Below are 26,164 nucleotides of genomic sequence, written 5' to 3' on the forward strand. Positions count from 1 at the left end.
CGATGAATAAGACGAATCGAAATCCCCAAACGGAAATGCCGAAAGCCGGCAGGAAGGCCGGACTTTCGCGGGAAAAGGCTTCGCACCGGATCGTTTCGGCAAGCGCTTACATCATACTGGGCTTCTTATCGCTGCTGACTTTGTTTCCTTTCTGGTATGAAATTACGGCATCGTTCAGCAGCAGCAGGGCGATCACGTCGGGCGAAGTTTTCTTATGGCCGATCGAGTTCAATACCGTCGCATACGAACGGCTGTTGGACGACGGACAGCTGCTCAAGGCGATGCGCAACACCGTCCTTGTTACGGTTGTCGGGACTCTGCTTAACATGGTCATGACGATTTTGGCGGCTTATCCGCTGTCCAGACGCAGATTGTTCGGCCGAAGCGGACTGCTCGTGTTCATCACGATTACGATGCTGTTCGTTGCAGGCATGATTCCGAACTTTATTTTGATGAAATCGCTCGGACTGATGAATTCTTACTGGGCCGTTTGGCTGCCTGGCTTGATCAGCACTTATAACATGTTTGTTATGAAAACCTTCATGGAAGGGCTGCCCGAGGAGATCGAAGAGTCTGCGTCGATCGACGGGGCGGGCGATTGGCGGATTTTGCTGCAAATCTTCATGCCGCTATGCAAGCCGATTTTGGCCGCGCTTTCGCTGTTTTATGCCGTCGGCTGGTGGAACAGCTATTTCAACGTCATGCTGTACATTACCAAATCGAGCAAGCTGACCCTCATGGTCAAACTGTATCAGATGGTCAGCAAGGTGGACGACAATCTGCTTAACAATGCGGAGGAGCATATTCTTTTGACTCCGGAGGGCATTAAAGCGGCAGCCGTCGTTATTGCCGTCACGCCGATCCTGTGCGTTTATCCGTTCCTTCAGAAATATTTCGTCAAAGGCGTACTGATTGGCTCCGTCAAGGGCTGAAAGCCGGATATCACAGAGCTTCGGCTCTTGATATAGAGATGTCCGGCGAATAAGAAGCGGAGCGATCGGAGACGGATCCGACGGCACAGCGGCACTTCTTCGCCGGAATAAACGATCAAACATTTAAGGGGATGAAACGATGAAGAAGATGAAACACGCAGGAAAAGCGGCGCTGGCCGCAACGATGGCTATGTCGATGCTTGCCGCATGCGGCGACGGCAATTCTTCCAAGGAGCAGCCGAGCGGCTCGCCGAGCGCTTCCGCAGGAGCGGCAAGCCCAAGCGCCAGTACGGGGCCGAAGAAGGAGATCAGCATTTCGATGTTCGACCGCGGCACGGTGGCGACGGAGGAAGGCACCTACGAGAGCAACCGGTGGACGAAATGGATCAACGAGAAGGCGCCGGTCAACGTCAAATGGGTTCCCGTTGCCCGCAACCAGGCGCAGCCGAAGCTGAACGCCCTCATCGCATCCGGCGAAGCGCCCGATCTGATCTGGGAATACGACCGGAACTACATCAGCCAGCTGGCCAATCAGGGCGCGATTCAGCCGATCGGCGACTACATCAACAAATACAGCACGACGTACAAATCGTATCTGGAGAAGCATCCCGAACTGAAGCCGTACTTGAACTTTAACGGGCAAGTGTATGCGATCTCGTTCGCACGCGAAACGGTCGCCAATCACGGCATGTGGATTCGCAAGGATTGGCTGGATAAGCTGGGCCTTAAAGCGCCGACTACGGTAGAGGAATTGATAGAGGTTGCCCGCAAGTTCAAGGATGGGGATCCGGACGGCAACGGCAAGGCGGATACCGTGCCGATCGCCCTGAGCACCAGCGCCAGCACCATTTACCGTTCATTGTTTTTCACCAGCGAAAACCAGTGGTATGTGGAGGACGGCAAGCTGAAATTCGGCAGAACGCTCGATCGGTTCGCGGATTCGCTGGCTTTCCAGAAGCAGCTCTTTGACGAAGGACTCATCGACAAGGAATATATTACGGATACGAATTTTCAGCGGTCCACGCAGCTGCTGACGACCGGCAAGGCGGGCATTTATTTCGGCAACTGGGACATGGAGACGCAGTATCGCGAGCTGATCAAGAACGATCCGAAGGCGCAAATGGCGCCGCTTGAATCGGTCAGCACCAAGTACGGCAAAAACGGTTTGTACCAAGAGGCGCCGCCAAGCATCTTTACCGCCTTCAACAGCAAGATGAAGGAAGAGCAGATCAAGTCTGCGATTCAGTTTATCGATTGGATGCTGAAGGACGGCTGGACGACGCTCAAATACGGCGAGGAGAATGTTCACTTTAAGATGGTGGACGGCGTCAGACAAAAAACCGACCCGGAGAAGATCAAAAAAGAGCTCGCCTACGCGTTGGAATATCCGATCGTCATGGATTCGGTTATCAAGCCGGAGCAGTTCCCTGCGATGGCGGCCAAGGACGAGTTTTCCCAAAGCTACGCTAAACTGAAAGGGACATCCTTGGAGCTGGCGCTCAAAAACAAATACCGGAGAGATATTCCGTTCAGCCCGGATTTCCCTGAGCTGACTCAATTGATCGCAACCTTCAACCCGATCGCTCAGCAGATCGAAGCGAAGGTGATTACGGGAGGCAAGTCGATGTCGCCGCAGGAAGGGCTGGCCGAATTGCGGAAGGAATGGAAACGGCTTGGCGGGGACAACGTGGAGAAGCTGGCGCAGGAATGGTATGACAAAAATAAAAGCAATTTGAAATAACCGAGCAAAAATCCAAAACCGTTTAAGGGGGGCTTGTTCCGGTGTCCGACCGGGCCCGGAGTAAGCCCCCGCCGGTTTCACAAACGAGGTGCGATGATGACTACCAGCATGACGTACGGAAGCGTTCTGGAGGCGGATTCCCGATGGCTTCCCCGCTTCAAGCAAACGCTCGAGGGAAAGCATCCGAATTACAACGAGGAAATCGGAATGGTTCGCAAGCCGTTTTCGAGTCCCGGGTACCATACGACGATCAAGGAAGCGGACTTCGTTCACCCGATCCGGGAAGCGCTCGACTACGCGCTGGCCATTCTGGACTGCGGCGAAGAGGAGTATCGGGGAAGGGCGTTTGCTGTCCTTCGGAACATCCTGGCGCTTCAGGATCGGGATCCGGCTTCCCCGACATTCGGCATCTGGTCGTGGTTCTGGGAGGAACCGCTCGCCAAGATGTCTCCGCCGGATTGGAATTGGGCCGACTTCATCGGCAAGCGCCTGCTGCTGCTCTTGATCAGGCACGGAAGCTGGCTCCCGGATGACCTGGTCCGGTTGACCGAGCAAGCCGTTCGGAACAGCTGCGAGGCGATCATCAAACGCAATGTCGGGCCGGATTATACGAATATCGCGATCATGGGCGCTTTCGTGACGCTGATTGCAGGGGAGTTCATGGAGGAGCCCGTCTATTCCATTTACGGCTTGGAACGATTGAAACGGTTATATAAGTATTCGATGCAAACGGGGGCGTTTCTGGAATATAACAGCCCTACCTACAGTACGGTGGCCATTCTGGAATTGTCCTCTCTGGCTACCTATACGAGGTCGGAAGAGGCGAGGCGCTTGACGAACGAGCTGCTGGACGCGACCTGGCAAATGGTAGCCGAGCATTTCCATCCCCTGCTGAAGCAGTGGTCGGGTCCGCATGCCCGCTCGTACCATACGTTCCTGGCGCCGATGCATCTTTCGTTCTTGCATATGGCTTGCGGGGGCAAAGTGCCGTTCATGAGCGAGACCGAGTTCGTATACGATCCCGAATGGTACGGTCAAGGCGTGGCATGCCCGCAGCGGCTGTACGGATTGTTTACCGGCATCGGCGAGCGGGAGCTGAGGCAGGACTTGCCGCCGTATCGCGAATTCCGGACACGAACGGCTTATACGTACATGACGCCCGAATATTCGCTCGGGACGTTCAATCATAACGTCATGTGGAATCAGTGCCGGAACTTGCTGGCTTTCTTCCGGGAGGGGGAAGGGCAGAGCGGCTATATGCGGCTTCGGGTCCTGCACGACGGCTACGATTTCTGTTCCGCGGTGTTTAAGGGCGAGCAGAAGAAAGCCTCTGTTCTGTACGGCATCCAGTTTGCGCTGGACGGCGGGGACACGCATGTGAATTTGGACCCGATCCGCGGACGCATAAAGGCTTCCGATTTGCGGATTCGGCTCGAAGTCGGCTTCAATGGGCAAGCGCCCGCCTGGAAGCGGCTCGGCGAGGATGCGTTCCAAACGGCGCTCGGTCAAACGACGTTGTCGGTTCGCGGCTTGTACGGCGCGATGGACGGCTGCGGACCGTTCCGCTGGGAAACGAGCGCTGACGGCGCAAGCGCCTATCTAGATTATGTGCTGTACGAGGGAGAATCGTCGGAAATCGACTTCCATGCGATGGAGGAGGCGCTGTTCGTGTTCGCCCTGACGCTCGCGGAGCAGGACGACGAGCTGTCTGAAGCGCCGCCGGTCATCTTGCGGGAGGATGCGATAGAGGCGTCGCTGATGACGCCGGAAGGGCCGCTCACGCTGACGCTCGCGAAAAAACCGGCCGATCGCGCCGTTCTACTTCACGGCTAGGGGCGGGGCTGCCGGCTAGGGCAACGCGTGACTCCGTTACATAATGGATTTTGGAGGCGCTATTCATCGGGGAATCGTCAAACGGCGGGAGCTAGCGGATTTTGGAGGCGTTATATCTCCAAGTTCAAGTTCCGGCAGGAGGACTTTTCACGAATAAAGCCTTCAAAATCCGCTAATCCTCCGGATATCCAAAGGCGGGAGCAATAACGCCTTGAAAGTCCGTTAATGGATTTTGTGCGTCCCATTTTTGCGCGGAGAAGCGCACTCCAAACATTCGCGGTTTGCTGCAGATTGACCCGCTATGGAGCGCGGCAGCACGCTCCGCCGAGACGAGCGTTACGATTTTGTTGGAAGCAGCCTACCTGTTTTCGAACAGAGCCGCTTTGAATTCGAATGTAAACGCTTACAACAAAGTCGTTAACCAATAAAATAACGAAGGAGGTTCCAGATTGAGTCCACATGCCATTTTTCATCGGTATGCCAGAACGAGAATCGCAGGTCTGCTTTGTTTGGTCTTGGCTTTCACAAGCTTGTTCGGCGGCGTTGCGCATCGCGCCGCCGCAGCGTCTGCCGCAGAGTTCGCGGTACCGTCCGCAGAAACGCAGTCGCCGGTAACGGTTCGCATCTATGCGTCCGACGATGCGTTCGTCAGAGGAGGTTCCCATGCCAACACGAAATTCGGGGCCACAACGCCAACCGCGCTTCAGGTCAAAAACTATTCCGGTACCAATGCGGTCGATAAGCGGGAAGCGTTTATCAAGTTCGACCTAAGCGGTATTCCGGGAGTCATTACGGGCGCAAGCCTCAATCTGTACGGAGCCGTAACCGACGGCGCACAGCCGGGAGGCAAGCCGGTAAGCCTCGCTGTTTACGGCGTGCCTAACGACAATTGGACCGGAACGGAAATCACGTGGAATGCAAGTCCCGCTAAGGGAAATGCGGTTGCCGCTCCCATCGCCATGCTAAACAACAAACCGGCGAACTGGTATGCCGCCGACGTAACGGCATACGTCGCCTCCGAGCAATTGGCCGATCTGACGGCAAGCGTTGCACTTGTCGACGCCAGCCTGGCCAATTGTTTCGTGAGTCTGCACAGCCTCGAGGCAGCCAACAAGCCCTACCTATCGGTCACGTATATGCCTGCAACCCCGGCGGATTCGGAACCTCCCGTCTGGCCGGAGGGGACATCATTGACGGGCGTTCTGACAAGCCCGACTTCCGTGCGGCTGAATTGGTCCCCTGCCCAAGATGCTTCGGGCATATTCTCGTACCGGATCTACGCGAATGGCGTGCTGCTGGGCAGTGTCCCGGGAACGGTCAACAGCTATGAAGCGGTTTCCTTGATTCCGGGCGAGGTGTATGAGTTTCAGGTTGAAGCGGCAGATACCGCTTTACGGTGGTCGACTAACGGCCCGAACGTCCGGGTAACCGTTCCCATAACGGAGCAAAAGCTGTTTCCGACGGACGATACCTATGTCAACGCGGGCGCCAAAGCGGATGTAAATTACGGCAGCGATGCGTCGCTGCTGGTCAAGAAAAACTCCGTCGATCTGACGCGGGAGAGCTTGCTGAAATTCGATCTTGGCTCCGCGATCGAAGATATTGGGTCGGCTGTATTGTACGTCTATGCGGTAACGAATGACGGAGGCGGGACGACGGTGACGAATGAGCTGTTTAGCGCGTCGCCCGAACAATGGACCGAAGCCGCTGCAACCTGGAATACGAAACCGGAGGCCCGCGATTTTTTGCAATCGTTTACGGCGGACCGGACGCCAAAATGGTTTGCGCTCGACGCGACCGCCTATGTCAAGGGGCAGGCCGAAGCCGGGAAAGCTGCAAGCTTCCTGATTAGCCAGAACGTACAGAACGGCATTAACGTGATCATAAACAGCAAAGAAAACGCCGCCAACAAGCCGTATCTGCAAATTGCCAAGTCTAGGATAAATCCTGAAGCTCCCGTGTGGGCCGCTTCTTCACAAGTTACGGTTACGCATGAGGGAGAGGACGAAATCGGCGTAAGCTGGACGCCCGCTACCGGGGCGGATGCGTATAACGTGTATGCCAATGGCGTACTGGCGGGTACGGTAAACGGCAGCACGTACGCCTATACGTTAACCGGTCTGGCGATAGGCAAGCCGTATACGATTAAGCTGGAGGCCGGAAAAGCCGGCAAGTGGAGTACGGACGGTCCGTTCGCCACTGCCGGCACCCGGGAGACGAAGTTCGCTCCGTCCCAGCTCGGCAACGTCTACTTAAGCAGCGAGGAGCTGAGCATGAAGCTCCTGACGGGCAGAACCTCCGTCTCTTGGACGATCAAGGATGTGTGGGGCTCGCAGGTGGCGTCGGGCGTCGCAGTACCCCATAACGGAGAAGCGCTGATCGCGTTTCCGGCATCGCTGCGCGGCTACTTTTCGCTGGAGGCCTCAGCCGTAGCGGCTAACCGCGACCCGATCACACTCCAGACGGCGTTCACCGTCTTGACGCCTTATGACGTTAGCCAAATCGCCGATTCGCCCTTCGGCGTCAATACGCATCTGACTTGGGCCCCCAAAGGGTGGATACCGGACTTGACTGGGCTCATCGCCAAAGCCGGGATCAAGAATGTGAGAGAAGCGTCTGAATGGAACTCCGTGGAGAAACAAAAGGGCGTCTATACCGTTCCCGCATCTCCTGTCGCGGCGGAGTACATGAACGATATGCGGAAGCAATCGCTGGATCAGCTTTGGGTGGCCGCTTACACCAATCCGTTCTATGATTCGAACAGCACGCCCTATACGGATGAAGGCAGAGAAGGCTTTGCCAATCATGCGAAGGCCGTCCTGGACGGCTACAACGGATCGGACTACACATCGCCGGCATATACCCCATTTTTGAAATTTATGGAGGTGTACAACGAATTCAATATCGGCTTCGGCGACCGCGGAACGGGACCGGCCGATTCGAAGCCGGATTATTACTATCCGCTCTTGAAGAAAACGTACGAAACCGTCAAAGCCTCGCATCCGGATACGGTCGTTACCGGCATGTCGACGGCAGGCGTTCCTTTGTCCTGGCTGGAATCCGTCATGAAGCTGGGCGGCCTGAACTATATGGATACGATCGCCATTCATCCGTATGTGTACCCGAAGGACCCCGAGATGATGGTGAAATCGTTCAAGGACGTAAACGATTTGGTTAAAAAATACAACGGCGGGCAAACGAAGCCGCTCTGGATAACGGAGGTCGGCTGGCCGACCCATAACACGCTCTCCGGAGTAAGCGAGAAGAAATCGGCCGACAATTTGGTGCGCGGCTACGTCCTTTCCTTGGCGAACGGCGTTGAGAAAATATACTGGTACGATCTCATGAACGATGGAACGAACAAAGCGCATAACGAGGATAACTTCGGCCTTATTCGCAATAAAGCCGATCAGCTCGGCGCTTATACGCCAAAGCCGGCTTTCACGGCTTACGCCGTGATGATCCGCCAATTGTCGGAAGCCGATTTCGACGCCGACCTTTCTGTGACAGGTTCTTATTATCACTATTTGTTCAAGAAAGGCAGCGAGGATGTTCGCGTCGCCTGGGCGGTAGAGCCGACGCCTGTCGTCATTCGTACGCAAGCGCCGGTCCGTATCGTTGATTTTATGGGCAACGAAACCGTCTATACTCCTGTCCAAGGCAAGATTTATATGACGTTGAACGGCGAAGCGGTCTACATGCACGGACAGATCGAAGGGATCGATAAGGATCAAACGTTCGTGCTGACCGGCGAGGCTTCTCTTGTCCATGAGGACGGCAAGCTGAAGCTGACGGTCGCTAACGCGGCGGACGTTCCTTTGTCGGGTACGCTCGAATTGGGCGGAATGCTCTATCCGTTCGAAGCGGCAGCCGGTTCGGAACAGAGCCTTGCGATCCGCGTTCCCGGATTGGACCGGGAAGGCGTCGTATCGGTTCGCGGCAAGCTTGCTTCCGCAGCCGGCAATCCGCTCGGCATGGTGTATGCGGACGTTCCGTTCCGCAAGCCTTTTACCGTAGACGTAAAGCCGTCTATTTCGTCCACGCCGGGCGAAGCGCCGTCCGTGCAAATCATCGTCGAAAATCACGCGGTCGAAACGCCACTGGTCTTGAGCGGGATCGATTGGTCCGTAGGCGAATTAAGCGGCACGGTCGCGTCCCGAACGATTGCGCCATCCACCGTCTTAACGGAGTCCATCGCGCTGCCGGGCTTTGCGGAAGGAAAGTCTTATCCTCTGGATATCACGGTCGCGTTGGAAGGCTACGATCCCGTTCACATCGTCAGTTCCATCGACTTTAATCGCGTGGCTTACAGAGGGGGAACCGCCGAACCCGTTGCGATCGATCTAGGCTCCGGTACGAACCGGATCAAGGCCGACGCTTACACGGGGCCGGATGATTTAAGCGGAAGCTTCGAGCTGACCTGGGACGAGACGAACTTCTATATGGACGCGGATATTGTAGACGACGTATTCCAGTATCCTTTTGTCGGCCAGGAGAGTTACAAGAATGACGGCATCCAGTTCGGCATGGCGGGAGGGATCCCCGGCAGCGTCACCTACAATTATGAGATCGGAGTCTCGCTTACGGCGCAGGGGCCGCAGATTTACTTCTACAACGCGCCGCAGGGCATCCCGCTCGGCATTCACGACAACGGCGACATCGATCTCAAGGTGACCCGGGACGAAGACCATAAGGTAACGAAGTATCGGTTGAAAATGCCATGGCGAGAGTTCGAGCCGATCTTGCCGGCTGCAGGGAATGCGATCAGCTTCTCGATGCTGGTCAACGAGAACGATGCCGGAAGCCGCGACGGCTACATCGAGTGGGGAAGCGGAATCGGCAGCGCGAAGGATCCGACGAAATACCGGACCATTCTGCTGATGGATGCCGGCGGCAGCGCCGATCATACGCCGCCGGCGACTGTCGCGGTACTGGAAGGCACGGAACGGAACGGCTGGTACGTGACCGGCGTTCAGGCAAGCTTGAGCGCGACGGATGAAGAATCCGGCGTCGCATCGACTTCGTATAGCTTGGACGGCGGGACGACTTGGCTGCCGTACGAGGCGCCTCTGACGTTCGAGCAGGACGGGAGCTACAGCATCGCTTATCGCTCGACCGATCAGGCAGGCAATACGGAAATTGTGCAGACGGCCGCGTTCCGCATCGACCGGACGGCACCGACTGCCTCGATTTCTTACAGCACAACCGCACAAACGAATCAAGCCGTCGTCGCGACGATTACGCCTAGCGAGCCGGTAACGATTACGAACAATGGGGGAGCAAACGCCTTTATGTTCCTGGCGAACGGAAGCTTTACTTTCGAATTCGCCGATGAAGCGGGCAATCCGGGTTCTGCTACAGCGGTCGTGAACAATATCGTTTCAAGTGCAAGCGGGGCGCCGGGCAAGCCTTCGCTTTCCGATGACAACGGTCACGATACGGGCCTTTTGGACGGCAGCTACCAGGTGAAGATGAACCTGTGGTGGGGGAACAACGGCATGATTTACAAGCTGTACGAGAACGACGTTCTGGTCGATACGCAAATGTTAGCCGATCGCTCGCCGAATGCCCAATCGGCCGTCACGTCCATTTCGCATAAGGCCAACGGTACATACCGGTATGTCGCGGAGCTGACGAATGCATTCGGCACGACGCGAAGCGACGTGCTCACCGTACGCGTGACCGATGCGTCCCCGGGTAAACCGGTGCTCTCGAACGACAACTGGGATCGGGACGGGAATTTCAACGTCAGCATGAATTTATGGTGGGGCACCAACGGAAAGACGTACCGGCTGTACGAAAACGGCGTTCTCATCGATGAACAAACGCTCGCAAGCAGCTCGCCTCAATCGCAATCGGCCGTAACGGCCATTCATGGCAAAGCGGCAGGCACGTACGAATACCGATGCGAGCTGGTTAACGAAGCCGGAATCACATCGAGCCAAACGATGATTGTGAAGGTCGTTCTCCCAAACTAAACCGTACGAGGTGAAAAGGATGTTCAAAATCTTGCGATCGAAAACAGCCATCCGTATCTTGGGATTGTCCTTATCGGCAGTGCTGCTGAACAGCCTTATCATACCCGCCGTCCCGCGCTGGAGCGCGGGCACGGCGGCAGCTGCAGCGGATGCCGGGATTGACCAGGCGGCTGAACCTGTTTCCGAATCGAACGGCACGAATCCAATCGCAGAACCGGCGGTGAATCCCGCTCCCGGTTCAACCGTAAATCTAGCCTCCACCCCGGCCGTTACCCAATTGAACCCGATTGAAGATACGTACGTGAACGCCGGGGGCAACGCAAGCAAAAATTTCGGCTCCTCGAACGTGCTTGCCGTCAAGAATTACGATATAGACGTCAACCTGCGCCGGCAGGCGTTTATGAAATACGATCTGAGCTCATTCACGGGCGAGATCGGCTCGGCCAAATTGAAAATTTATGCCGTCGACGGCGAGAATTCGACGATCGGCGTTCAGGCGTACGGCATGGAGGACGATTCCTGGCAAGAAACTGCGGCGACGTGGAACAACAAGCCGGCTTACGAGCACTATTTGGCGGAGCTTAACGTAGGCAAAACCGCAAGCTGGTACGAGATCGACGTGACGGCCTTCGTGAAAAAGCAAAAAGCGCTGGACGGAAAGGCAAGCTTCGCCTTTATCCAGCAGGCGGCCAAAGGCCATGCGGTAACGATCAACAGCAGAGAGAATACCGCAAACCGTCCGTATTTGGAGCTTTCGGCAGAACGCGCAAACGGAAGCGCACCAAGCTGGCCGGCCGGAAGCACGTTTAGCGCATCAAATGCAAGCGCAACGAGCCTGCAGCTGAACTGGACTGCGGCAACGGATCCGGCGGGCGTGACCGGCTATACCGTTTACCGGAACGGCAGCGCCGTCGGAACGGTGGCCGGAACGGCGACCTCTTATACGGTGACGGGACTGCAGGCCGACAGCAGCTATACGTTCAAGGTGGAAGCGGGGAACGCGCCCGACGGGTGGAGCAGTGACGGGCCGTATCTTACGCTGACGATGCCGAATCCGAACCGTACCGTTTTACCGCCGGCCGAAGACACGTACGTGCAAGGCGGAGGGAATCAGAGCAAAAACTTCGGGGCGCAACCCACGCTCTTGATCAAAAATTTCAATGCGGACCAAAACCTGAACCGGCAGGCGTATATGAAGTACGACCTTAGTTTGTTCCCGGGCGAGATCGGTTCGGCCAAATTGAAGATGTATGCCGTCGACGGCGAAAATTCGACCATCGGCGTCCAGGCGTACGGCATGGAGAACGACACCTGGAAGGAGCTAACGGTGACTTGGAACGATAAGCCGGCAATCGACCATTACATGGGCAGCGTCAATGTGGGCAAAACCGCGGCTTGGTACGAATACGACGTGACCGCCTTTGTGAAGCGGCAAGCGGCATTGGACGGAACGGCCAGCTTTGCATTAGTCGAGCAGGCGGCGGCCGGACACGCGGTTTCGGTCAACAGCCGGGAAAATGGGGTGAACCGTCCGTATTTGGAACTCTCGGTCAACCGGGCGAACGGCGGCGCACCGTCATGGCCGGGAGGAAGCGCGATTAGCGTTTCCGATATAACGGAGACGGGCTTGCAGCTGAATTGGTCCTCCGCGGCCGATCCTGCAGGCGTGACCGGTTACACCGTTTATCAGAACGGAAACGTCATCGCGGCGGTCGGCCCGGCGGCAACCTCCCTTGCGGTGACGGGACTGCAGGTCGGCCAGCGCTATACGTTTAAAGTGGAAGCCGGGAACGCCTTGAACCAGTGGAGCAACGACGGTCCGTTCGCGACGGCGGAGACGCCGACGACGAAGCTGATCCAGGTTCGTCCGGGTAACGTATTTACGGATGGCGAACCGATCGGATTCAAGGTGCGCACGGCGAGGCCGGCCGTTACCTGGGCCGTCTATGATTACCAGGGGGCCCTCGTATCGGAGGGAGCGGCGCCATCGGTTCAGAACGAAGCCGCATGGACGGTACCTTTCACGAAATACGGATACTTCATGCTGCAAGTAAAAGCCGAGCTTACGGGAAGCGAGCCCGTTTCGATCAAGTCGCCGTTCGCCGTGATGCCTCCGCTTGACCCGTCCGGAAACGAAGGCTCGCCGTTCGGCATGTCCACGCATCTGCATCGTTTTCCGACAACGATGACCGCCGATATCGTGAACTTAATGAAGGAAGCCGGCATGCGTTTGGTGCGGGGAGGCTTCGAATGGCCGGGCATCGAGAAACAGCCGGGCACCTATACGTTCGGTCCGCAGCCCGACTATTATATGAACATGCTGGATAGCGAGTATTTTGATTTTCTGTACGTATCGGGATACACGAATCCCAACTACGACAATAACAGCACGCCGTATACCGATGCCGGCCGGGAAGCCTTCGCCAATTATATGAAAGCCTATGTGGATCATTACGAGGGCCAGATGGATGCCTTAGAGGTGTACAACGAATTTTACGGCAGCTTCGGGGACCGCGGCAACGGCCCGGCCGATTCGAAGCCCGAATACTACTATCCGCTGCTGAAGAAATCGTACGAGACGATCAAGGCCGCCTACCCCGACCTGCCGGTACTCGGCACATCGACCGTGGGGGATCTGAAATGGATCGAAGACGTGCTCAAGCTCGGCGGCATGTCCTACATGGACGGCTTCTCGATTCATCCTTATTTGTACCCGAATGCGCCGGAAGGATACGACAGCCTGATCGACAACGTGAAAACCTTGATCCGGACGTACAACAACGGCAATTTGAAGCCGATCTGGATCAACGAAACCGGCTGGCCGACGCAGCTGGACGCCCGCGGCGTGGATGAGAAGACGCAAGCGGACTACTTGATTCGCGCTTATGTCGTCGCTCTTGCGAACGGCGTGGAGAAAATCGTTTGGTACGACCTGATCAACGACGGGCTTACCAATGTGAACGAAGACAATTTCGGTCTCCTCCGGAATCCGAACGACAAGCTGGGCAGCCTGACGCCGAAGCCCGCTTATTCGACCTATGCCGCGATGACAAGGAAGCTGAACAATGCGAGTTTCGTCCGTCGGGATGCCACCGATAGCGATATCCGAAGCTACCTTTTCGACAAGAACGGCGAAGACGTACGCGTCTTATGGACGACCAGCCCGTCCGTTCCGGCCGTCATTCGAACCTCGAGTCCGATCCGGATTTCGGACATGATGGGCAATACGCATACGTACGTGCCCGATAACGGCAGCGTCTATGTCACGTTAAGCGGCGAACCGTATTTCGTGGAAGGCGAGCTTACCGCAATCGAAAAGGATGCCACATTCGTTTTGACCGGCCAGTCCGCGCGGGTCGGCGATTCCATGACTTTTGCTTTGAAAACGGACAATGCGTCCTCCTCGGCCTTTACTTATAGCCTGGATGTGGAGGGCGAGCTTTATCCGGTCGTGACGGCAAGCGGGCAGCAAACCGTGCAAACGATCGACGTGTCGAACGCAAACCAGCCGGGCACCCGCCAAATGACGGGCTTTCTGATGAAAGGCAGCGACAAAATCGGTTTACTCCGGAGCTCGGCCAAGGCGCTTCCGCCTTACGAAGTCCAAGTTCGTCCCGTTATTACCGATCCGGACACGTTAAGCAAATCGCTTCTGGCCGGAATCAAGAACGAGTCTCAAACGAAGCCGCTGCAAGTAAAAAGGGTGGAGTGGAGGTTCGGGACGCAATCCGGTACGAAGGAGCTTAACGCTGCCGTTCCCGCCGGCTCGTCCGTTTTAGCGGATATTCCGCTTACCGGTTTCGGCCTTGGCGCAAGCAGTACGATCAAGGTGACGGTATACTTTGACGGCTTTGAACCGTATACCTATGAGGGAACCGCTGAGTTCAATCCCGTTCTCCCAAGGACCGTTACGGTCGACGGAGCGCTTGATCCGGAAACGGCAGCAGTCTCGCCATCGATCGACCTGTCCAAGGGAACGGTAAAAATGACCGGCTATCAAGGAGCGGGCGATTTAAGCGGCAGCGTCTGGCTGAACTACGATTCGAGCCATCTGTATCTTACGGCAAAAATCAAGGACGATACGTTTTCGGCGACTTCCTCGGGTGCGGACATTTGGAAAAACGACGCCATTCAATTCGCCATTGCGAGCGGTCTTCCGGGCGAAAGTCCGTATTGGTACGAATACGGCATCTCGCAAACGCCGGAAGGTCCGCAAATTTACCGCTGGATAACGCCTCCGGGCGTAGCGAAAGGAGCGGTGACAAACGGCCGGCTCTCCGTAACGAGAGAGGAAGCGCAGGACTATACGATTTACGAGCTTGCGCTCCCTTGGTCGGAAGTAGCGCCGGCCAAAGCGGCAAAGAACGAGGTTATGAGCTTCTCGATCGTTGTCAACGACAATGACGGGACCGGCAGGAAAGGTTGGATCGAATGGGGCGGAGGAATCGGCGACGGCAAGCTGTCCTCCAAATTCCGAACGTTCCAGTGGATCGTCACCGACGACATCCCTCCGACGACCGTCGCCGCCATCGAGGGGGCGCAGCGGAACGGCTGGTATGTTTCCGACGTCACGGTTAAACTGAACGCAACGGATGACAAGTCCGGGGTGACGGAAACCGTCTATAGTCTTGATGGGGGAGCGACATGGGCGGCGTACCGGGGAGCGATTGCTTTCAAAGAAGACGGCGTCCGCACACTAACGTTCCGCTCGACCGATGGCATGGGAAATGCGGAGCAGCCGCAAACGGCCGCTTTCCGGATCGATCGTACGGCACCGACCGTTCTTATCAGCGGAGGAGGAACGTATGACATCGATCAGCATGTTACGGTCACCTGCACCGCCGCGGACACCGTATCCGGCGTCGTCTATAGCTCCTGTTCGGCTCCTTTGGTGAACAGTCCGGCCTATCGCTTGAACATCGGCGACAATCCCGTTTCGGCCGGCGCAACTGATGCGGCCGGCAACTCGGGGACGGCGGAAACGACCGTTACCGTTAAAGTCACTTTGGAAGGCTTGATCCGGCTTATCAAGTCCTGGATTACCGGCAACGGCAGCCAAGGTATCGTCAATTCGCTAGAGACGAAGCTTCGGCATGAGCAATTCCACGCCTTCGCGAACGAAGTACGAGCGCAGAAAGGCAAAAAGATTCCCGAAGAAGCCGCCGATATTTTATTGAAGCTGGTTGATATAGGGAACTAGACGCTATAATCGAAACCGCGCAGAAGCTTGCTTCTGCGCGGTTTTCCGTGTTCTCCCGAATTTATCGGAGCAGATGGTATCATGCTAGCTCAAATATGCTCTTTAGATCTGCAGAGAGCGCCTGTTTGATCAGGAATGACCCTACAAACGATGTTCCTTCCGATACTGCTTCGGGGTCACCGAGCAACTGCGTTTAAATACGCGGCTTAAGTAAAACCCGTTCTGGTAGCCGCAGCATTCCGATATTTGATCCAGCGTCAAATTCGTTTCGACGAGCAGCTTCTTGGCCTTCTCGATACGAAGGGCGGTGAGATATTTGATCGGAGTCGTTCCGAACTCGTCTTGGAACTTCTGGCATAGCTGCACTCTGCTTATGCCGAGGGAAGAGGCGATGGAGGTCAAGCTAAACCGCTCGAACGCTTGCGCCTGAATGAGCTTGGTCGCCATCTGCACAAGCGGATCCGACGTGGGGGAAGCCTCTACGGTCGGCAACGCTTCCGCTTCTTCGCAATACAGCAGCCAAATATGGTGCAAATAATGGTTTCGGATGACCATGCTCCACTGCTCGTCAAGAAAATGGGGCTGCTTGAAAGCGGCGTAATCCGCGAGAAGCTTTTCCGTATTGCGCAAGCTGACTTTACCGATCGGAAGAACGTCGGATTGCAGCGGATCGACTTCATTGCCTTGATCGTCCCTCCACTCCATCCGGAGTACAAATAGCGTAACGGGAGAAATAACGACCCTACGAAACGCGACGCCCGGCGGACAGAAGACGAGATCGCCGAAAGAAGCGGTTGCGCGGCGGTTTTCGATTTCAAAATAAAACGAGCCGTCCTCTACGGCAAACAAGAGCCATTCCTTCTGAATGCTCTCATATTCAAAAAAACGTTCCCGTCGAACCACGTGCCGAAAATATTTTAACCGCGGGATATGCCCGAGTAAAGGAACAGGCAATGGGGGCGCCCCCTTCCGTATTGTCTACCGCTAACGGCCTGTTCTCTGCCGAATGCCGGCGCCCTAGCGATCATTTGTATATTCCTCAGCTTACAAAAGTGCATGGAGAATGTAAATCGCTTCCGCCTACAATAAAAGAGGGAAGCAGGCCTGCATATCCCGAAACATAACAAAGGGGATTATTTCTATGGGGAAGACCGAGTTTACTGCTGGACTGGAGCTAATCGCCGGACCGCTGGCAGGCATTACGGTTCAAGAAGAATATGACATCATGGTTTTCGGCGGCGGATCGGCCGGATGCGTGGCGGCGATTCAAGCGGCGCGGGCTGGAAAACGAACGGCGCTGGTTGAAAAGAACGGCGTACTCGGCGGAACGGCGGTCGTAGCCTCGGTAAATTTCCCGGGTCTGTTTCACGCTTGGGGCAAGCAGGTGATTCGCGGAATCGGCTGGGAAATCATCGAACGCACTGCAGCGCTCGGAGGAGCCGAGCTTCCGGATTTTTCCGTTATCCCTCCGAGGCATTGGATGCATCAGATAGGGGTTAACCGGTTTATTTATTGTTCGGTGCTGGATCGGATGTGTCTTGAAGCAGGGGTGTTTCTGAGATTGCATGAAATGCCGGCGGCCGTCGTGAAAGGAGAAGACGGGAACTACGTAGCGCTGGCCGGAAAGTCGGGCTTGAAGTGGTTCAAGGCCGGCAAGCTGATCGATGCGACAGGCGATGCCAATGTAACGGGAATGATGGGATATTCACGCAAGAAAGGGGAGCAGCTTCAGCCGGGTACGTTGATCCATGATATTGACGGTTACGATCTCTCGAAGGTGAACGAGGAGGAGCTGAATCGGCAATACGAGGAAGCTTATGCTAACGGGGAAGTCGGCCGCAGCCGTAACAGTTTGTACCATGACCTTAAGTCGGGACGCATTCACATGCACGTGCAGGGGATCGACGGATCGGATTCGGAGTCGAAGACGCTCGCGGAAATCCGGGCGAGACAATATTTGCTTGAAACCGTAACGATGCTGCGCCGGGTACCGGGTTGCGAAAAGCTGGAGGTCCGATATTTTGCGAACGAATGCGGCATTCGCGAAACTTGGCGCATCGAAGGCGAAGCGGAAGTGGACGAAGCGTCTTACGTGTCCGGATATGTATGGCCGGATGCGGTGTGCAACAGCTTCTATCCGATCGATCTGCACCATCATAGCGGGTTTCATATCGAGCAAAAAATGATTGCGCCGGGAGTCGTGCCTACGCTGCCTTACCGGGCATTAATTCCGAAAGGAAGCGACGACCTGCTCGTTGCCGGACGCTGCGTTGCCGGCGACAGGCTGGCCAATTCGGCATTTCGCGTTCAGGCCAGCTGCATGGCTACCGGTCAGGTGGCGGGAATGGCGGCGGCGATTGCGGACGAAGAGCATAGTTCGGTACGAGACGTTCCGATCGCGCGTCTGCGCCGGGAATTGGAACGGTTCGGCGCCATTGTTCCGTAGAACGTCAGCAGAATGGGCTTCAATGAGGAATGAGCGGAACGTCAGTCCCGTATTTCATAAAGTCTCAAAAAGTATACGTTCCGTATGGACAAGGATAGAGGTGTTCATGGCAATGAATACCGGCTGGAAGACCGGCAGGGAACCAAAAGCGTAACAGAAAGCAGGGAAGGTGAGGAGAGGGGACGGGTATGGGGGGAAGAGCGGCTGGAATCCCATACCCGTCCCCTCTCCCACGCGTCGACGTAAGGCTTCGCACAAAAAGCCTGACGGTTTTTCTTACCGGTTGCAGCCAAAAGCACCTATTCGTCGTCGGACGGATAGGTGCTTTTCGTATCGGTTTCGCTTAAGCGAACGATTCTTTCATTGCGGGCTCGGTCAGCTTATAGCCGACGTTGCGTATCGTCATGATATATTCCGGATTGCGCGCGTTCCCTTCGATTTTGTCGCGGAGGTGGCTGATATGCACGTCGACGATGCGGGTATCGCCTAGGAAATGATAGTCCCATACGCCGTGGAGCAACTGCTGACGGCTGAGCACTTTGCCGCGGTGGCGGCACAGAAACAGCAGCAGTTCGAATTCCTTGGGCGTCAGCTCGACCGGTCTGCCCTGAACTTTAACCTCGCGCTGCGCCGGCTGGATATGCATATGACCGATTTCAATCGCGACCGTTTCCGCTTCTCCCGGCAAAATTTGCGTTCTTCGCAGAATCGCTTGAATGCGCGAAACGAGCTCCTGCGGACTGAACGGCTTCGTCATGTAATCGTCGGCGCCATTATCAAGCCCGGCTATTTTGTCCGTCAGATCCTGCATCGCCGTCAGCATGACGATCGGAACCATATTGTTCTGACTGCGCAGCTTGCGGGTCACCTGGATACCGTCCATTTTGGGCAGCATCAGATCAAGCACGATCAGATCGGGACGAAACGAGGACAGCGTTTCGAATACGGCTTCCCCGTCATATACGCATTGGACCTCGAAGCCGACCAGTTTCAAATTAAACTCGAGCAGCATGGAGATGGAAGGCTCGTCGTCAACGACCAAAATCTTTTTTCTCATGGTTGTATCCTCTCCTTTATGAAATCCATTTATGATTAGTGTCGGCCTAGGGACATGGCGGCTTTCTTTTCATTTCATAGATTCATTGTCGCAGAAGTCTATCAACCGAATATTAATGAAAGGTAAAACGAGTGTTAAATTTCATCTCGCCGCCTCTTGTTGTATAATAAAAGCTGTTCTTAGCCAGACGAGTGTACCGAAGAAGAGGAGATCTAACATCATGGCCTTTCATATCGTGCTTGTCGAACCGGAAATTCCGGCAAATACGGGCAATATATCGCGCACATGCGCGGCGACCGGAACGCATCTGCACTTGGTGCGGCCGCTCGGTTTTCTGACGGATGACAAAACGCTGAAGCGCGCAGGGCTGGATTACTGGCACGCGGTCAAGCTGGAATACCATGACTCGTTCCAGGAAGTGAAGGACAAGTACCCGCAGGGCCGGTTTTTTTTCGCAACGACCAAAGCGCAAAAGCTGTATACGGACTTCCGGTTTCAGGACGGCGACTTTCTGGTATTCGGGAAAGAAACGAAAGGGCTGCCGGATTTGATTCTGGACGATCATCCTGACTCGCTTATTCGGATGCCGATGACCGGCGACGTCCGTTCGCTCAATTTATCCAACTCCGCGGCCGTCGTTCTTTACGAAGCGCTGCGTCAGAACGGATTTTTAGACTTAAGCTGACGGTTCTGGTTTGTATCGTCGAGAGAGTTGAAGCAGGGCTGCGGATATTTCGACAAGAAAAGCAGGAAATTTACTCGAAATATCGAATTATTATAGAGATAGCTCGACGTAGACGGTTGCTTCATGTGAAATTTTATTAGGTGAGAGGGTGAAATAGGATGAAACCGGCGGGGGTTGTTCGCAAAGTGGATCAATTGGGCAGAATTGTGCTGCCTAAATCCCTTCGTAAAAGATACCAAATGAACGAAGGCGATCCAGTGGAAATATTGGTGCAAGGAGATCACATTATCCTGGAACGGTATCGGCCTAGATGTGTATTTTGCGGATCGATGGAGCAGGTAACGGACTTTCGGGAAAAGCACTTGTGCGCCGAATGCTTGAAGGAATTAAAGCCTCAAGCGAGCCAAAGCAATTCGTAATCATCGAATGAACAGGGGATAGCGCCCCTGTTTATTTTTTTGCCTTACTGGAAATGGGGATGAACGACATGAAACCGATTTTAAGCATCGATCGTTTAGGCAAAACATTGCCGGATGAAACGCAGACGCGTTTATTTTCGGACATTACCGCACAAATCGGCGAGCCGGCCATCGTGGCCGTTCTGGGCGCATCGGGCCAAGGCAAAAGCACGCTGCTGCGAATCGTCGCTTCGCTGGATGTGGCCGACGAAGGCGATATCTTCTTGCACGGAATGGCGCAGAAAGAGTGGAAGCCGGAGGAATGGAGAATGAAGGTGTGCTATGTAGCCCAGCATGCCGTCATGCTCCCGGGTACCGTTGAGGATAATTTGCGAATCGTCAGCGTCCTGCACCGTACGGCTTTCGACCGCCCGCTAGCCGAGCGGCTGATGTCGCGCCTGGGACTGGAGGGAGCTTGGCGCAAGCAAGCCGGCGATCTGTCGGGCGGGGAAAAGCAGCGTGTAGCGCTTATTCGTTCCCTGCTGCTGCGTCCTGAAATTTTGCTGCTGGACGAAGTGACGGCTTCGCTCGATATGCATAGCAAGCAAGCGGTGGAAAGCCTTCTCGCAGACTGGCATCGGACGGAAGGAACGACTGCCGTCATGATTACGCACGATTTGGCACAGGCTGCGGAGCTAAGCGGCCGCATCTGGTTCATGAGCGAGGGAACGCTCCTTGAAGACAACGTGGCGGAGCTTTTCTTTCGCCAGCCGAATACCGAAGCGGGACGAAGGTTCCTGCAATTGCCCGCTGGAGGGGAAACGTCATGACAACCGTAGCGCTCGGTTTTACGCTGCTTTTCGTTCTCATAACCGTCTTTGTATCCATCCGGCAAAAGCTCGGGCTAGAAAAGGATATTTTGATCGGATCCGTGCGCTCGGCCGTGCAACTGCTTCTGGTCGGGTACGTGCTTCAGTTCGTGTTCGATACGGAACGGACCGCGTTTATCGTTCTTATCTTATTGACGATGATCATGGTTGCTGCTTTGAATGCCGGTAAACGGGCAAAAGGGCTTGCCGGCATACGCCGGAGAATCGGCCTCGCAATCGTTACGACGGAGCTGCTCTCCATGGGCTTGCTGATCGGACTCGGCATCATCGAAACGAGGGCTCAATTTATCATCCCCATAAGCGGCATTATTATCGGCAACGGCATGCTGGTTTCGGGATTGTTTCTCAACCATATGCAGAGGGAGCTGCACACCGCGCGCGGAGAAATCGAGACGCTGCTGTCCCTCGGTGCGACGGCCAAGCAAGCGATTCAGGGATCGGTTAAGCGATCGCTGAAGTCCAGCATGATTCCGACAATCGACAGCATGAAAACGATCGGACTCGTCCAGCTTCCGGGGATGATGACAGGCATGATCGTGGCTGGAGCGAGCCCGATAGAGGCGGTGCGCTATCAAATTTTGATCGTGTTCTCGCTTACCTCCTCTGCGGCCATTACGGGCATTCTTCTCAGCATGATGAGCTACCAGCTTTGGTTCACCCGGGATTTGAGGTTGCGGTAAGGTGTTCCATTACCGGCAAACGTCTGGCTTCAAAGACGCCGAACGGTGTTTATCCTTGGTTACTATTTGGAAACTTTTCCTTGTTTTTGTGGTATATAGGAGTGGTATTCCAATACCAGAGCCTGGGACTACGCTTAGGAGGATATGCATGCAAAAACGATCATGGTGGATCGCTTCGGCGGCTGCGGTGCTGGCGTACACGGCTGTCGCAGCATCCGAATCGAGCTTGTCCGCGGCTGCCGAGACGGTGAAGGCGGTTTTGTTTCCTCATACGATCACGATTAATGGACAGTCGGCACCGCTAAGGGAGGGGCTGGAGATTCTGAATTACGAAGGAGCGACTTACGTCCCGCTGCGTTATTTAGCCGAGCAAATGGGAGGGAGGGTTCGCTATGACGGTGCGAACAAGACGATCTCGATCGACACGTCCGTTCAAGAATCCGCTAAAGCGGCGCTCAGCTCCGTCAAGCGGGAGGATTCCTTTGCGCTGTCCCTTCATTCGGAGAAAGCGGAATACCGGGAAGGAGAGCCGCTGCGCATCTGGGGCTCGCTGCGTAATGCCGGAGATTCCGATGTGACGATCGGCCATGGTCTCCCCGTCTTGTATTTCTCGATTATGGACGGGAAAGGACGAATTATGGGCGGGCTCCAGATGCAGCCTTTAATCAAGGATACCATGAAGCCCGGCAACGAGTTCGCCGGAACCCTTCCGTTCGATGTTGTTCAATCGGCACCTTCGTATAACGAGGATTGGACGGAAGAACTGCCGGAGGAGATGAAAGAGGCGACCTGGCTGCTTCCCGCCGGCCACTATACGGTTAAGCTGTCGAGCGATTTCAGCGTATACGGAGAAACCGGCGAGAAGACCGGCGAAAAAAAGCTGAGAACCGCCATTCAAATCGATGTGACCAAATAGCAAAAGACCGTCTATTTCAGCGCCGAAGCGTTGGAACAGACGGTCTCGAAAGGCTTTTAATATGCAATCCCTCAACGTTTTTCGAAGCTCCCCGCAAAATACTAGGAATAACCTTCGAAGAATCGCTTCCTTTTGTGGGGACTCTTATAGGCCTTTTGTTTTATCGTCGTTATAAGATGCCGTCAAAATCGCACCGATGAAAAGCGCGAATACAGTGATGGTAATCCAAAATGTCATGGACATGAGCGCACCTCCCCTTATCTATACTATAACCAAGCAGCCGTCAAAAGAAAATGCGAAATTGTGAACATTTCGCAAACGGACGTTCACAAAGCGTTACTTGAAAAACAAAAAGTGCGTCGGCAGCGTGCGCATGCGTCCGTCTGAAGGACTGTTGACCACTTTCCCGTCGAATACGAGCGTCGAAGAGCCGCCCCCATCCAGGTTGTATGCGTCTTGGATGCCGACCTGCTGCATCTTGTCCTGCAGCTCCGCTAGGGTCGAGCCGGAGCCGCCTCGTTCGTCGTAGCCGTCGGTGACGATAACGAGAACCTGATCGTTCTTAAAGTTGCCGATAACCGTGCGCGGCGCCCGGAACGGCGACGATGCCCACTGGCTCGGAATATCCAGCTTGCTCCCGCTTTTGAGCAGCTGGGGAACGAACGTGGCGCCGAACGTCGGTTTTAGCTTGTCCAATTCCGCCTGACGGTAAAACTTCCCGCCGATTAATTTGCGGTCGGCGTTCAAGCCGAAGAACGAGTAGTTGTCCTCGGAAGGGAAGAAGCCGTAAACGTACTTGCCGTTGTATACGGTCGTTCCTGTAGGATACCGACCGGATTTGTCGTCCGCGAAGCCTCCGGCGTTGACGCCGGCTACCGCACCGTAACGGTTCGCCGCGGACAGCGTCGTTTCGCTGCCTCCGATCTTGTCCTTGCCGAGTATCATTTGCATCGCTTTATCCGACTTCAGATCGGCTTTCAGCGCATAGCCTTTGTAGTTCTTGTCCGAGAAAACGTACAGCTTCAGATCGATGTTGCCCGTATTCACCTGCTTGGTCGGCTTGCCGAACACGCCGCTCAGCCGGCTGTCGAATATTTGCGTCGGTCGGCTTACCTGGTCGGCCGCAAGCTTGACCATGGCGTTCGCTTCCGAGCTGCTTTTATCGTATAATTCATAAAATTTCTCGATCGTGCCCTTGAGCGCTACGGTTTCCGTATTCGCCGACGTCAGCTTCTCGCCGATGGAGACGGCATCGTTATGTATGGAGAAATCGGCAGCTGCGGCCGCGGCGATGGTTTCCAGCTTCGGTATGACGACCGCCAGTTGGGTGTACAATAACCACATCAGCACGCCGAGAAAGGGAGCCGTCGCGAGTAAAAAGAATCGGTTGACCTGCTGCTTCGGGTTCATTTCAGCACATCCAAATTTTTCTGCAGCTCTTCCAGTTTCTTCTTGACGTCGTTCAATTGCGTATATAACTGGTTGCTGTTGTCGGTTTTATTGCTAGCGCTGTCCTTCGTGAAGGCAAGCAACTGATTGAGCGAATCGACTTTGCCTTGAAGGTCGGTCATATCGGCCGTAATTTTCGTCTGGAGGTCGCCGATCTGTTTCTGGTAGTCCAACTGGATGGCGTTAAGCTGATCCTGCGTCTGTTTGGCGATGTCCGCGCTCATGTCCTGCTTGATATGGTCGGTATACAAATACGCCCCATACGCCCCGCCGGCAATTAACAGCACCCAAGCGCCGAATAACAGCTTGTATGTGTGCTTGCCTTTCGTTCCGGCAGCTTTGGCCGATTTGGCGGAACGCGCCGCCTGCTGCTGATCGGCTATCACTTCTATCGTTTTGCTCATGAAACTCACTTCCAATTCAGAGATTACATAATGATACCCGTTTCGACATCTTTTTTCAACAAGCCAAAGGCCTGCCTGTCAGCATCTATTGTAACAAATCAGGGTTCTCCGATGCCACTCTGCAGGATCCTTCCTTTCTTGGCTGCCTTCACAGGCTGATGGGACAAAACCTGTTGTGCTACAATGAAACCAAAGGATAAACGCTTTCGCCGTCTTTTTGCGGCGAGTTTACCGAGAAGTCGAACGATCAGCGGAGGATATCCTTCCTGAGACTTTGACAAAAAGCGGGCTCAGCCTGCAATCGGAGGATTCGGTCGTGGCGCTCATCAGTCATATGCGAACGTATTGGCAAAACAGGCCTCAAATACCTCAAGAAATGCGGCTGTCGGCGGATGCGAAAATGTCGCTGCTGCTGCATGGCTCGTTCCAGTTCGGCGCATCGATGTCCGGGCTGTTTCTTAATCTTTATTTGTGGCGGCTTACGGAAAGCTTGTGGGTGAACGGCCTTTACAACATTATCGTGTATGCGATTTCTCCCTTTGCATTCGCCTTGGGCGGCTGGATCGTCAAGAAAAAAGACCGTATGTACACCTACCGGATCGGGGTCATGCTCATCGCGCTTTTCTATTTGGCCGTCGTCATCGCCCAGGAAAACGTCGCGGAATTCTACTATTTATTCGCCATATGCAACGGCATCGCCAGCGCCTTTTATTGGAGCGCCTACTTGACGCTGATGTACGACGTATCGACCGAGCAGAACCGGATCCGTTATTTGGCTTTCAATATGATTTCGTTTACCGCCGCAGGGCTCGTCGGACCGGCTCTTGCCGGGTTCGTCATCAGCAAGAACGACGGGCTGCAGGGCTATATTATCGTGTTTACGCTGGCGTTCGTTATGTTCGTGCTGACGACGCTCGGCAGCTTCCGGATCAAAGCGATCGCATCCCGGCACAAGGCGTATTATTTAAAGCTGGCGGGCATTATGATGAAGCGCAATAAGGCGTGGCTGCATTCGCTCTTTGCGTTTTTCGTGCTGGGGCTGTTTCAGGGGATCATGCTGTTCCTGCCGAACATCATGCTGTTCCAAACGATTCCGCGCGAGGATTGGGTCGGCTATTTCGGCGTGCTGTTCTCGTTCGTGACGATCGTCGCGGGTTATCTGATTTCCCGTTTCGCCAAATCGCATCTCGGCCGGCTGTACTCCTTCATCGCGGCATGCGGCTTCGTGATAGGCGCCTTGCTGCTGTTTTGGCAAATATCGCTGTTTACCGTCGTGCTGTTCATGGTGATGTACTCGCTATGCAACCCGCTGCAAGGGAATTCGATCACGTCGTATTATTACACGATGATCGGCAAGCTGCCGCTCAAGGGGCATTTCCGCGTCGAGTCGGTCGTCGCCCGGGAATCGTTCGTGAATGCCGGAAGGGTTATTTCGATCTTCGCCTTCATCTGGCTCGTGCCGGACATGACGGGGTATTGGCTGCCCGGCGTGCTGCTCGTCTGCGCGCTTGCGCAATTTGCGATCGTCTTCCTGTTGAAAAAGGGCGGCGTCTAA

At 55.0% G+C, this 26,164-nt stretch carries 15 protein-coding genes and 2 pseudogenes; 13 read left to right on the forward strand and 4 right to left on the reverse strand.

Translation table 11 applies throughout. The annotated features are described in order from the left end of the window. Positions 1-2: 2 nt before the first annotated feature. The 6 genes and pseudogenes from ACKGJP_RS07140 to ACKGJP_RS07165 all read left to right on the forward strand — a co-directional run bounded on the left by ACKGJP_RS07140 (position 3) and on the right by ACKGJP_RS07165 (position 15,684). Positions 3-932 (forward strand): carbohydrate ABC transporter permease, encoded by a 930-nt coding sequence (locus ACKGJP_RS07140; RefSeq protein ID WP_409344974.1) that lies wholly within the window; start codon positions 3-5, stop codon positions 930-932. A 139-nt stretch (positions 933-1,071) separates the two neighbouring features. Further along, positions 1,072-2,673: an extracellular solute-binding protein gene (locus ACKGJP_RS07145; protein WP_409344975.1), complete on the forward strand. Its 1,602-nt coding sequence runs from the start codon at positions 1,072-1,074 to the stop codon at positions 2,671-2,673. Between the two features lie 93 nt (positions 2,674-2,766). Beyond that, positions 2,767-4,506, forward strand: coding sequence for a hypothetical protein (locus ACKGJP_RS07150; protein ID WP_409344976.1), 1,740 nt, complete (start codon positions 2,767-2,769; stop codon positions 4,504-4,506). A gap of 530 nt (positions 4,507-5,036) precedes the next feature. Next, positions 5,037-9,659: pseudogene (locus tag ACKGJP_RS07155) on the forward strand (DNRLRE domain-containing protein); the annotation flags it as partial. 243 nt (positions 9,660-9,902) lie between these two features. After that, positions 9,903-10,484: pseudogene (locus ACKGJP_RS07160) on the forward strand (chitinase N-terminal domain-containing protein); the annotation flags it as partial. Positions 10,485-10,515: 31 nt separating this feature from the next. Next, positions 10,516-15,684 carry a DNRLRE domain-containing protein gene (locus tag ACKGJP_RS07165; RefSeq protein WP_409344977.1) on the forward strand — a complete coding sequence of 1,723 codons (5,169 nt, stop codon included), beginning with the start codon at positions 10,516-10,518 and terminating at the stop codon, positions 15,682-15,684. A gap of 141 nt (positions 15,685-15,825) precedes the next feature. On the opposite strand, the gene ACKGJP_RS07170 is transcribed toward ACKGJP_RS07165, so the two are convergent. Beyond that, positions 15,826-16,638 carry a helix-turn-helix domain-containing protein gene (locus tag ACKGJP_RS07170; RefSeq protein ID WP_409344978.1) on the reverse strand — a complete coding sequence of 271 codons (813 nt, stop codon included), beginning with the start codon at positions 16,636-16,638 and terminating at the stop codon, positions 15,826-15,828. A gap of 187 nt (positions 16,639-16,825) precedes the next feature. Here ACKGJP_RS07170 and ACKGJP_RS07175 point away from each other — a divergent pair, with 187 nt between their 5' ends. Then, positions 16,826-18,130 (forward strand): FAD-dependent oxidoreductase, encoded by a 1,305-nt coding sequence (locus tag ACKGJP_RS07175; RefSeq protein WP_409344979.1) that lies wholly within the window; start codon positions 16,826-16,828, stop codon positions 18,128-18,130. Positions 18,131-18,473: 343 nt separating this feature from the next. Here the strand turns inward: ACKGJP_RS07175 and ACKGJP_RS07180 are convergent, their stop codons facing one another. Further along, positions 18,474-19,187 carry a response regulator transcription factor gene (locus ACKGJP_RS07180; protein ID WP_409344980.1) on the reverse strand — a complete coding sequence of 238 codons (714 nt, stop codon included), beginning with the start codon at positions 19,185-19,187 and terminating at the stop codon, positions 18,474-18,476. A gap of 220 nt (positions 19,188-19,407) precedes the next feature. On the opposite strand from ACKGJP_RS07180, the gene trmL reads away from it, so the two are divergent. The 5 genes from trmL to ACKGJP_RS07205 all read left to right on the forward strand — a co-directional run bounded on the left by trmL (position 19,408) and on the right by ACKGJP_RS07205 (position 22,756). Then, positions 19,408-19,872, forward strand: coding sequence for a tRNA (uridine(34)/cytosine(34)/5-carboxymethylaminomethyluridine(34)-2'-O)-methyltransferase TrmL (gene trmL / locus ACKGJP_RS07185; RefSeq protein ID WP_409344981.1), 465 nt, complete (start codon positions 19,408-19,410; stop codon positions 19,870-19,872). A 158-nt stretch (positions 19,873-20,030) separates the two neighbouring features. Then, positions 20,031-20,291, forward strand: a complete 261-nt coding sequence (locus ACKGJP_RS07190) for an AbrB/MazE/SpoVT family DNA-binding domain-containing protein (RefSeq protein WP_409344982.1) — start codon at positions 20,031-20,033, stop codon at positions 20,289-20,291. Between the two features lie 68 nt (positions 20,292-20,359). Further along, on the forward strand, positions 20,360-21,100 hold the full coding sequence (locus ACKGJP_RS07195) for an ATP-binding cassette domain-containing protein (protein WP_409344983.1): 741 nt from the start codon (positions 20,360-20,362) through the stop codon (positions 21,098-21,100). After that, positions 21,097-21,840: an ABC transporter permease gene (locus ACKGJP_RS07200; protein ID WP_409344984.1), complete on the forward strand. Its 744-nt coding sequence runs from the start codon at positions 21,097-21,099 to the stop codon at positions 21,838-21,840. Before ACKGJP_RS07195 ends, ACKGJP_RS07200 begins: the two co-directional genes overlap by 4 nt. A gap of 148 nt (positions 21,841-21,988) precedes the next feature. Continuing rightward, the gene (locus ACKGJP_RS07205) at positions 21,989-22,756 is read left to right on the forward strand and encodes a stalk domain-containing protein (RefSeq protein WP_409344985.1); all 768 of its coding nucleotides are present in this window, start codon (positions 21,989-21,991) and stop codon (positions 22,754-22,756) included. Positions 22,757-23,092: 336 nt separating this feature from the next. On the opposite strand, the gene ACKGJP_RS07210 is transcribed toward ACKGJP_RS07205, so the two are convergent. Together ACKGJP_RS07210 and ACKGJP_RS07215 are read right to left on the reverse strand one after the other, a co-directional pair. Next, a complete protein-coding gene (locus ACKGJP_RS07210) occupies positions 23,093-24,166 on the reverse strand; it encodes a phosphodiester glycosidase family protein (protein WP_409344986.1) in 1,074 nt (357 codons plus the stop codon). Beyond that, a complete protein-coding gene (locus ACKGJP_RS07215; RefSeq protein WP_409344987.1) occupies positions 24,163-24,609 on the reverse strand; it encodes a hypothetical protein in 447 nt (148 codons plus the stop codon). The genes ACKGJP_RS07210 and ACKGJP_RS07215 overlap by 4 nt, the downstream gene beginning before the upstream one ends. Positions 24,610-24,925: 316 nt before the next feature. Here ACKGJP_RS07215 and ACKGJP_RS07220 point away from each other — a divergent pair, with 316 nt between their 5' ends. Then, positions 24,926-26,164, forward strand: a complete 1,239-nt coding sequence (locus ACKGJP_RS07220) for an MFS transporter (RefSeq protein ID WP_409344988.1) — start codon at positions 24,926-24,928, stop codon at positions 26,162-26,164.

The organism is Paenibacillus litoralis (assembly GCF_046244365.1).
Lineage (GTDB): Bacteria > Bacillota > Bacilli > Paenibacillales > NBRC-103111 > Paenibacillus_V.

Coding starts and splice junctions, on each gene's coding strand:
- ACKGJP_RS07140 (WP_409344974.1), top strand. CDS start 3: ATGAATAAGACGAATCGAAATCCCCAAACGGAAATGCCGAAAGCCGGC.
- ACKGJP_RS07145 (WP_409344975.1), top strand. CDS start 1,072: ATGAAGAAGATGAAACACGCAGGAAAAGCGGCGCTGGCCGCAACGATG.
- ACKGJP_RS07150 (WP_409344976.1), top strand. CDS start 2,767: ATGATGACTACCAGCATGACGTACGGAAGCGTTCTGGAGGCGGATTCC.
- ACKGJP_RS07175 (WP_409344979.1), top strand. CDS start 16,826: ATGGGGAAGACCGAGTTTACTGCTGGACTGGAGCTAATCGCCGGACCG.
- ACKGJP_RS07180 (WP_409344980.1), bottom strand. CDS start 19,187: ATGAGAAAAAAGATTTTGGTCGTTGACGACGAGCCTTCCATCTCCATG.
- trmL (WP_409344981.1), top strand. CDS start 19,408: ATGGCCTTTCATATCGTGCTTGTCGAACCGGAAATTCCGGCAAATACG.
- ACKGJP_RS07190 (WP_409344982.1), top strand. CDS start 20,031: ATGAAACCGGCGGGGGTTGTTCGCAAAGTGGATCAATTGGGCAGAATT.
- ACKGJP_RS07195 (WP_409344983.1), top strand. CDS start 20,360: ATGAAACCGATTTTAAGCATCGATCGTTTAGGCAAAACATTGCCGGAT.
- ACKGJP_RS07200 (WP_409344984.1), top strand. CDS start 21,097: ATGACAACCGTAGCGCTCGGTTTTACGCTGCTTTTCGTTCTCATAACC.
- ACKGJP_RS07205 (WP_409344985.1), top strand. CDS start 21,989: ATGCAAAAACGATCATGGTGGATCGCTTCGGCGGCTGCGGTGCTGGCG.
- ACKGJP_RS07210 (WP_409344986.1), bottom strand. CDS start 24,166: ATGAACCCGAAGCAGCAGGTCAACCGATTCTTTTTACTCGCGACGGCT.
- ACKGJP_RS07215 (WP_409344987.1), bottom strand. CDS start 24,609: ATGAGCAAAACGATAGAAGTGATAGCCGATCAGCAGCAGGCGGCGCGT.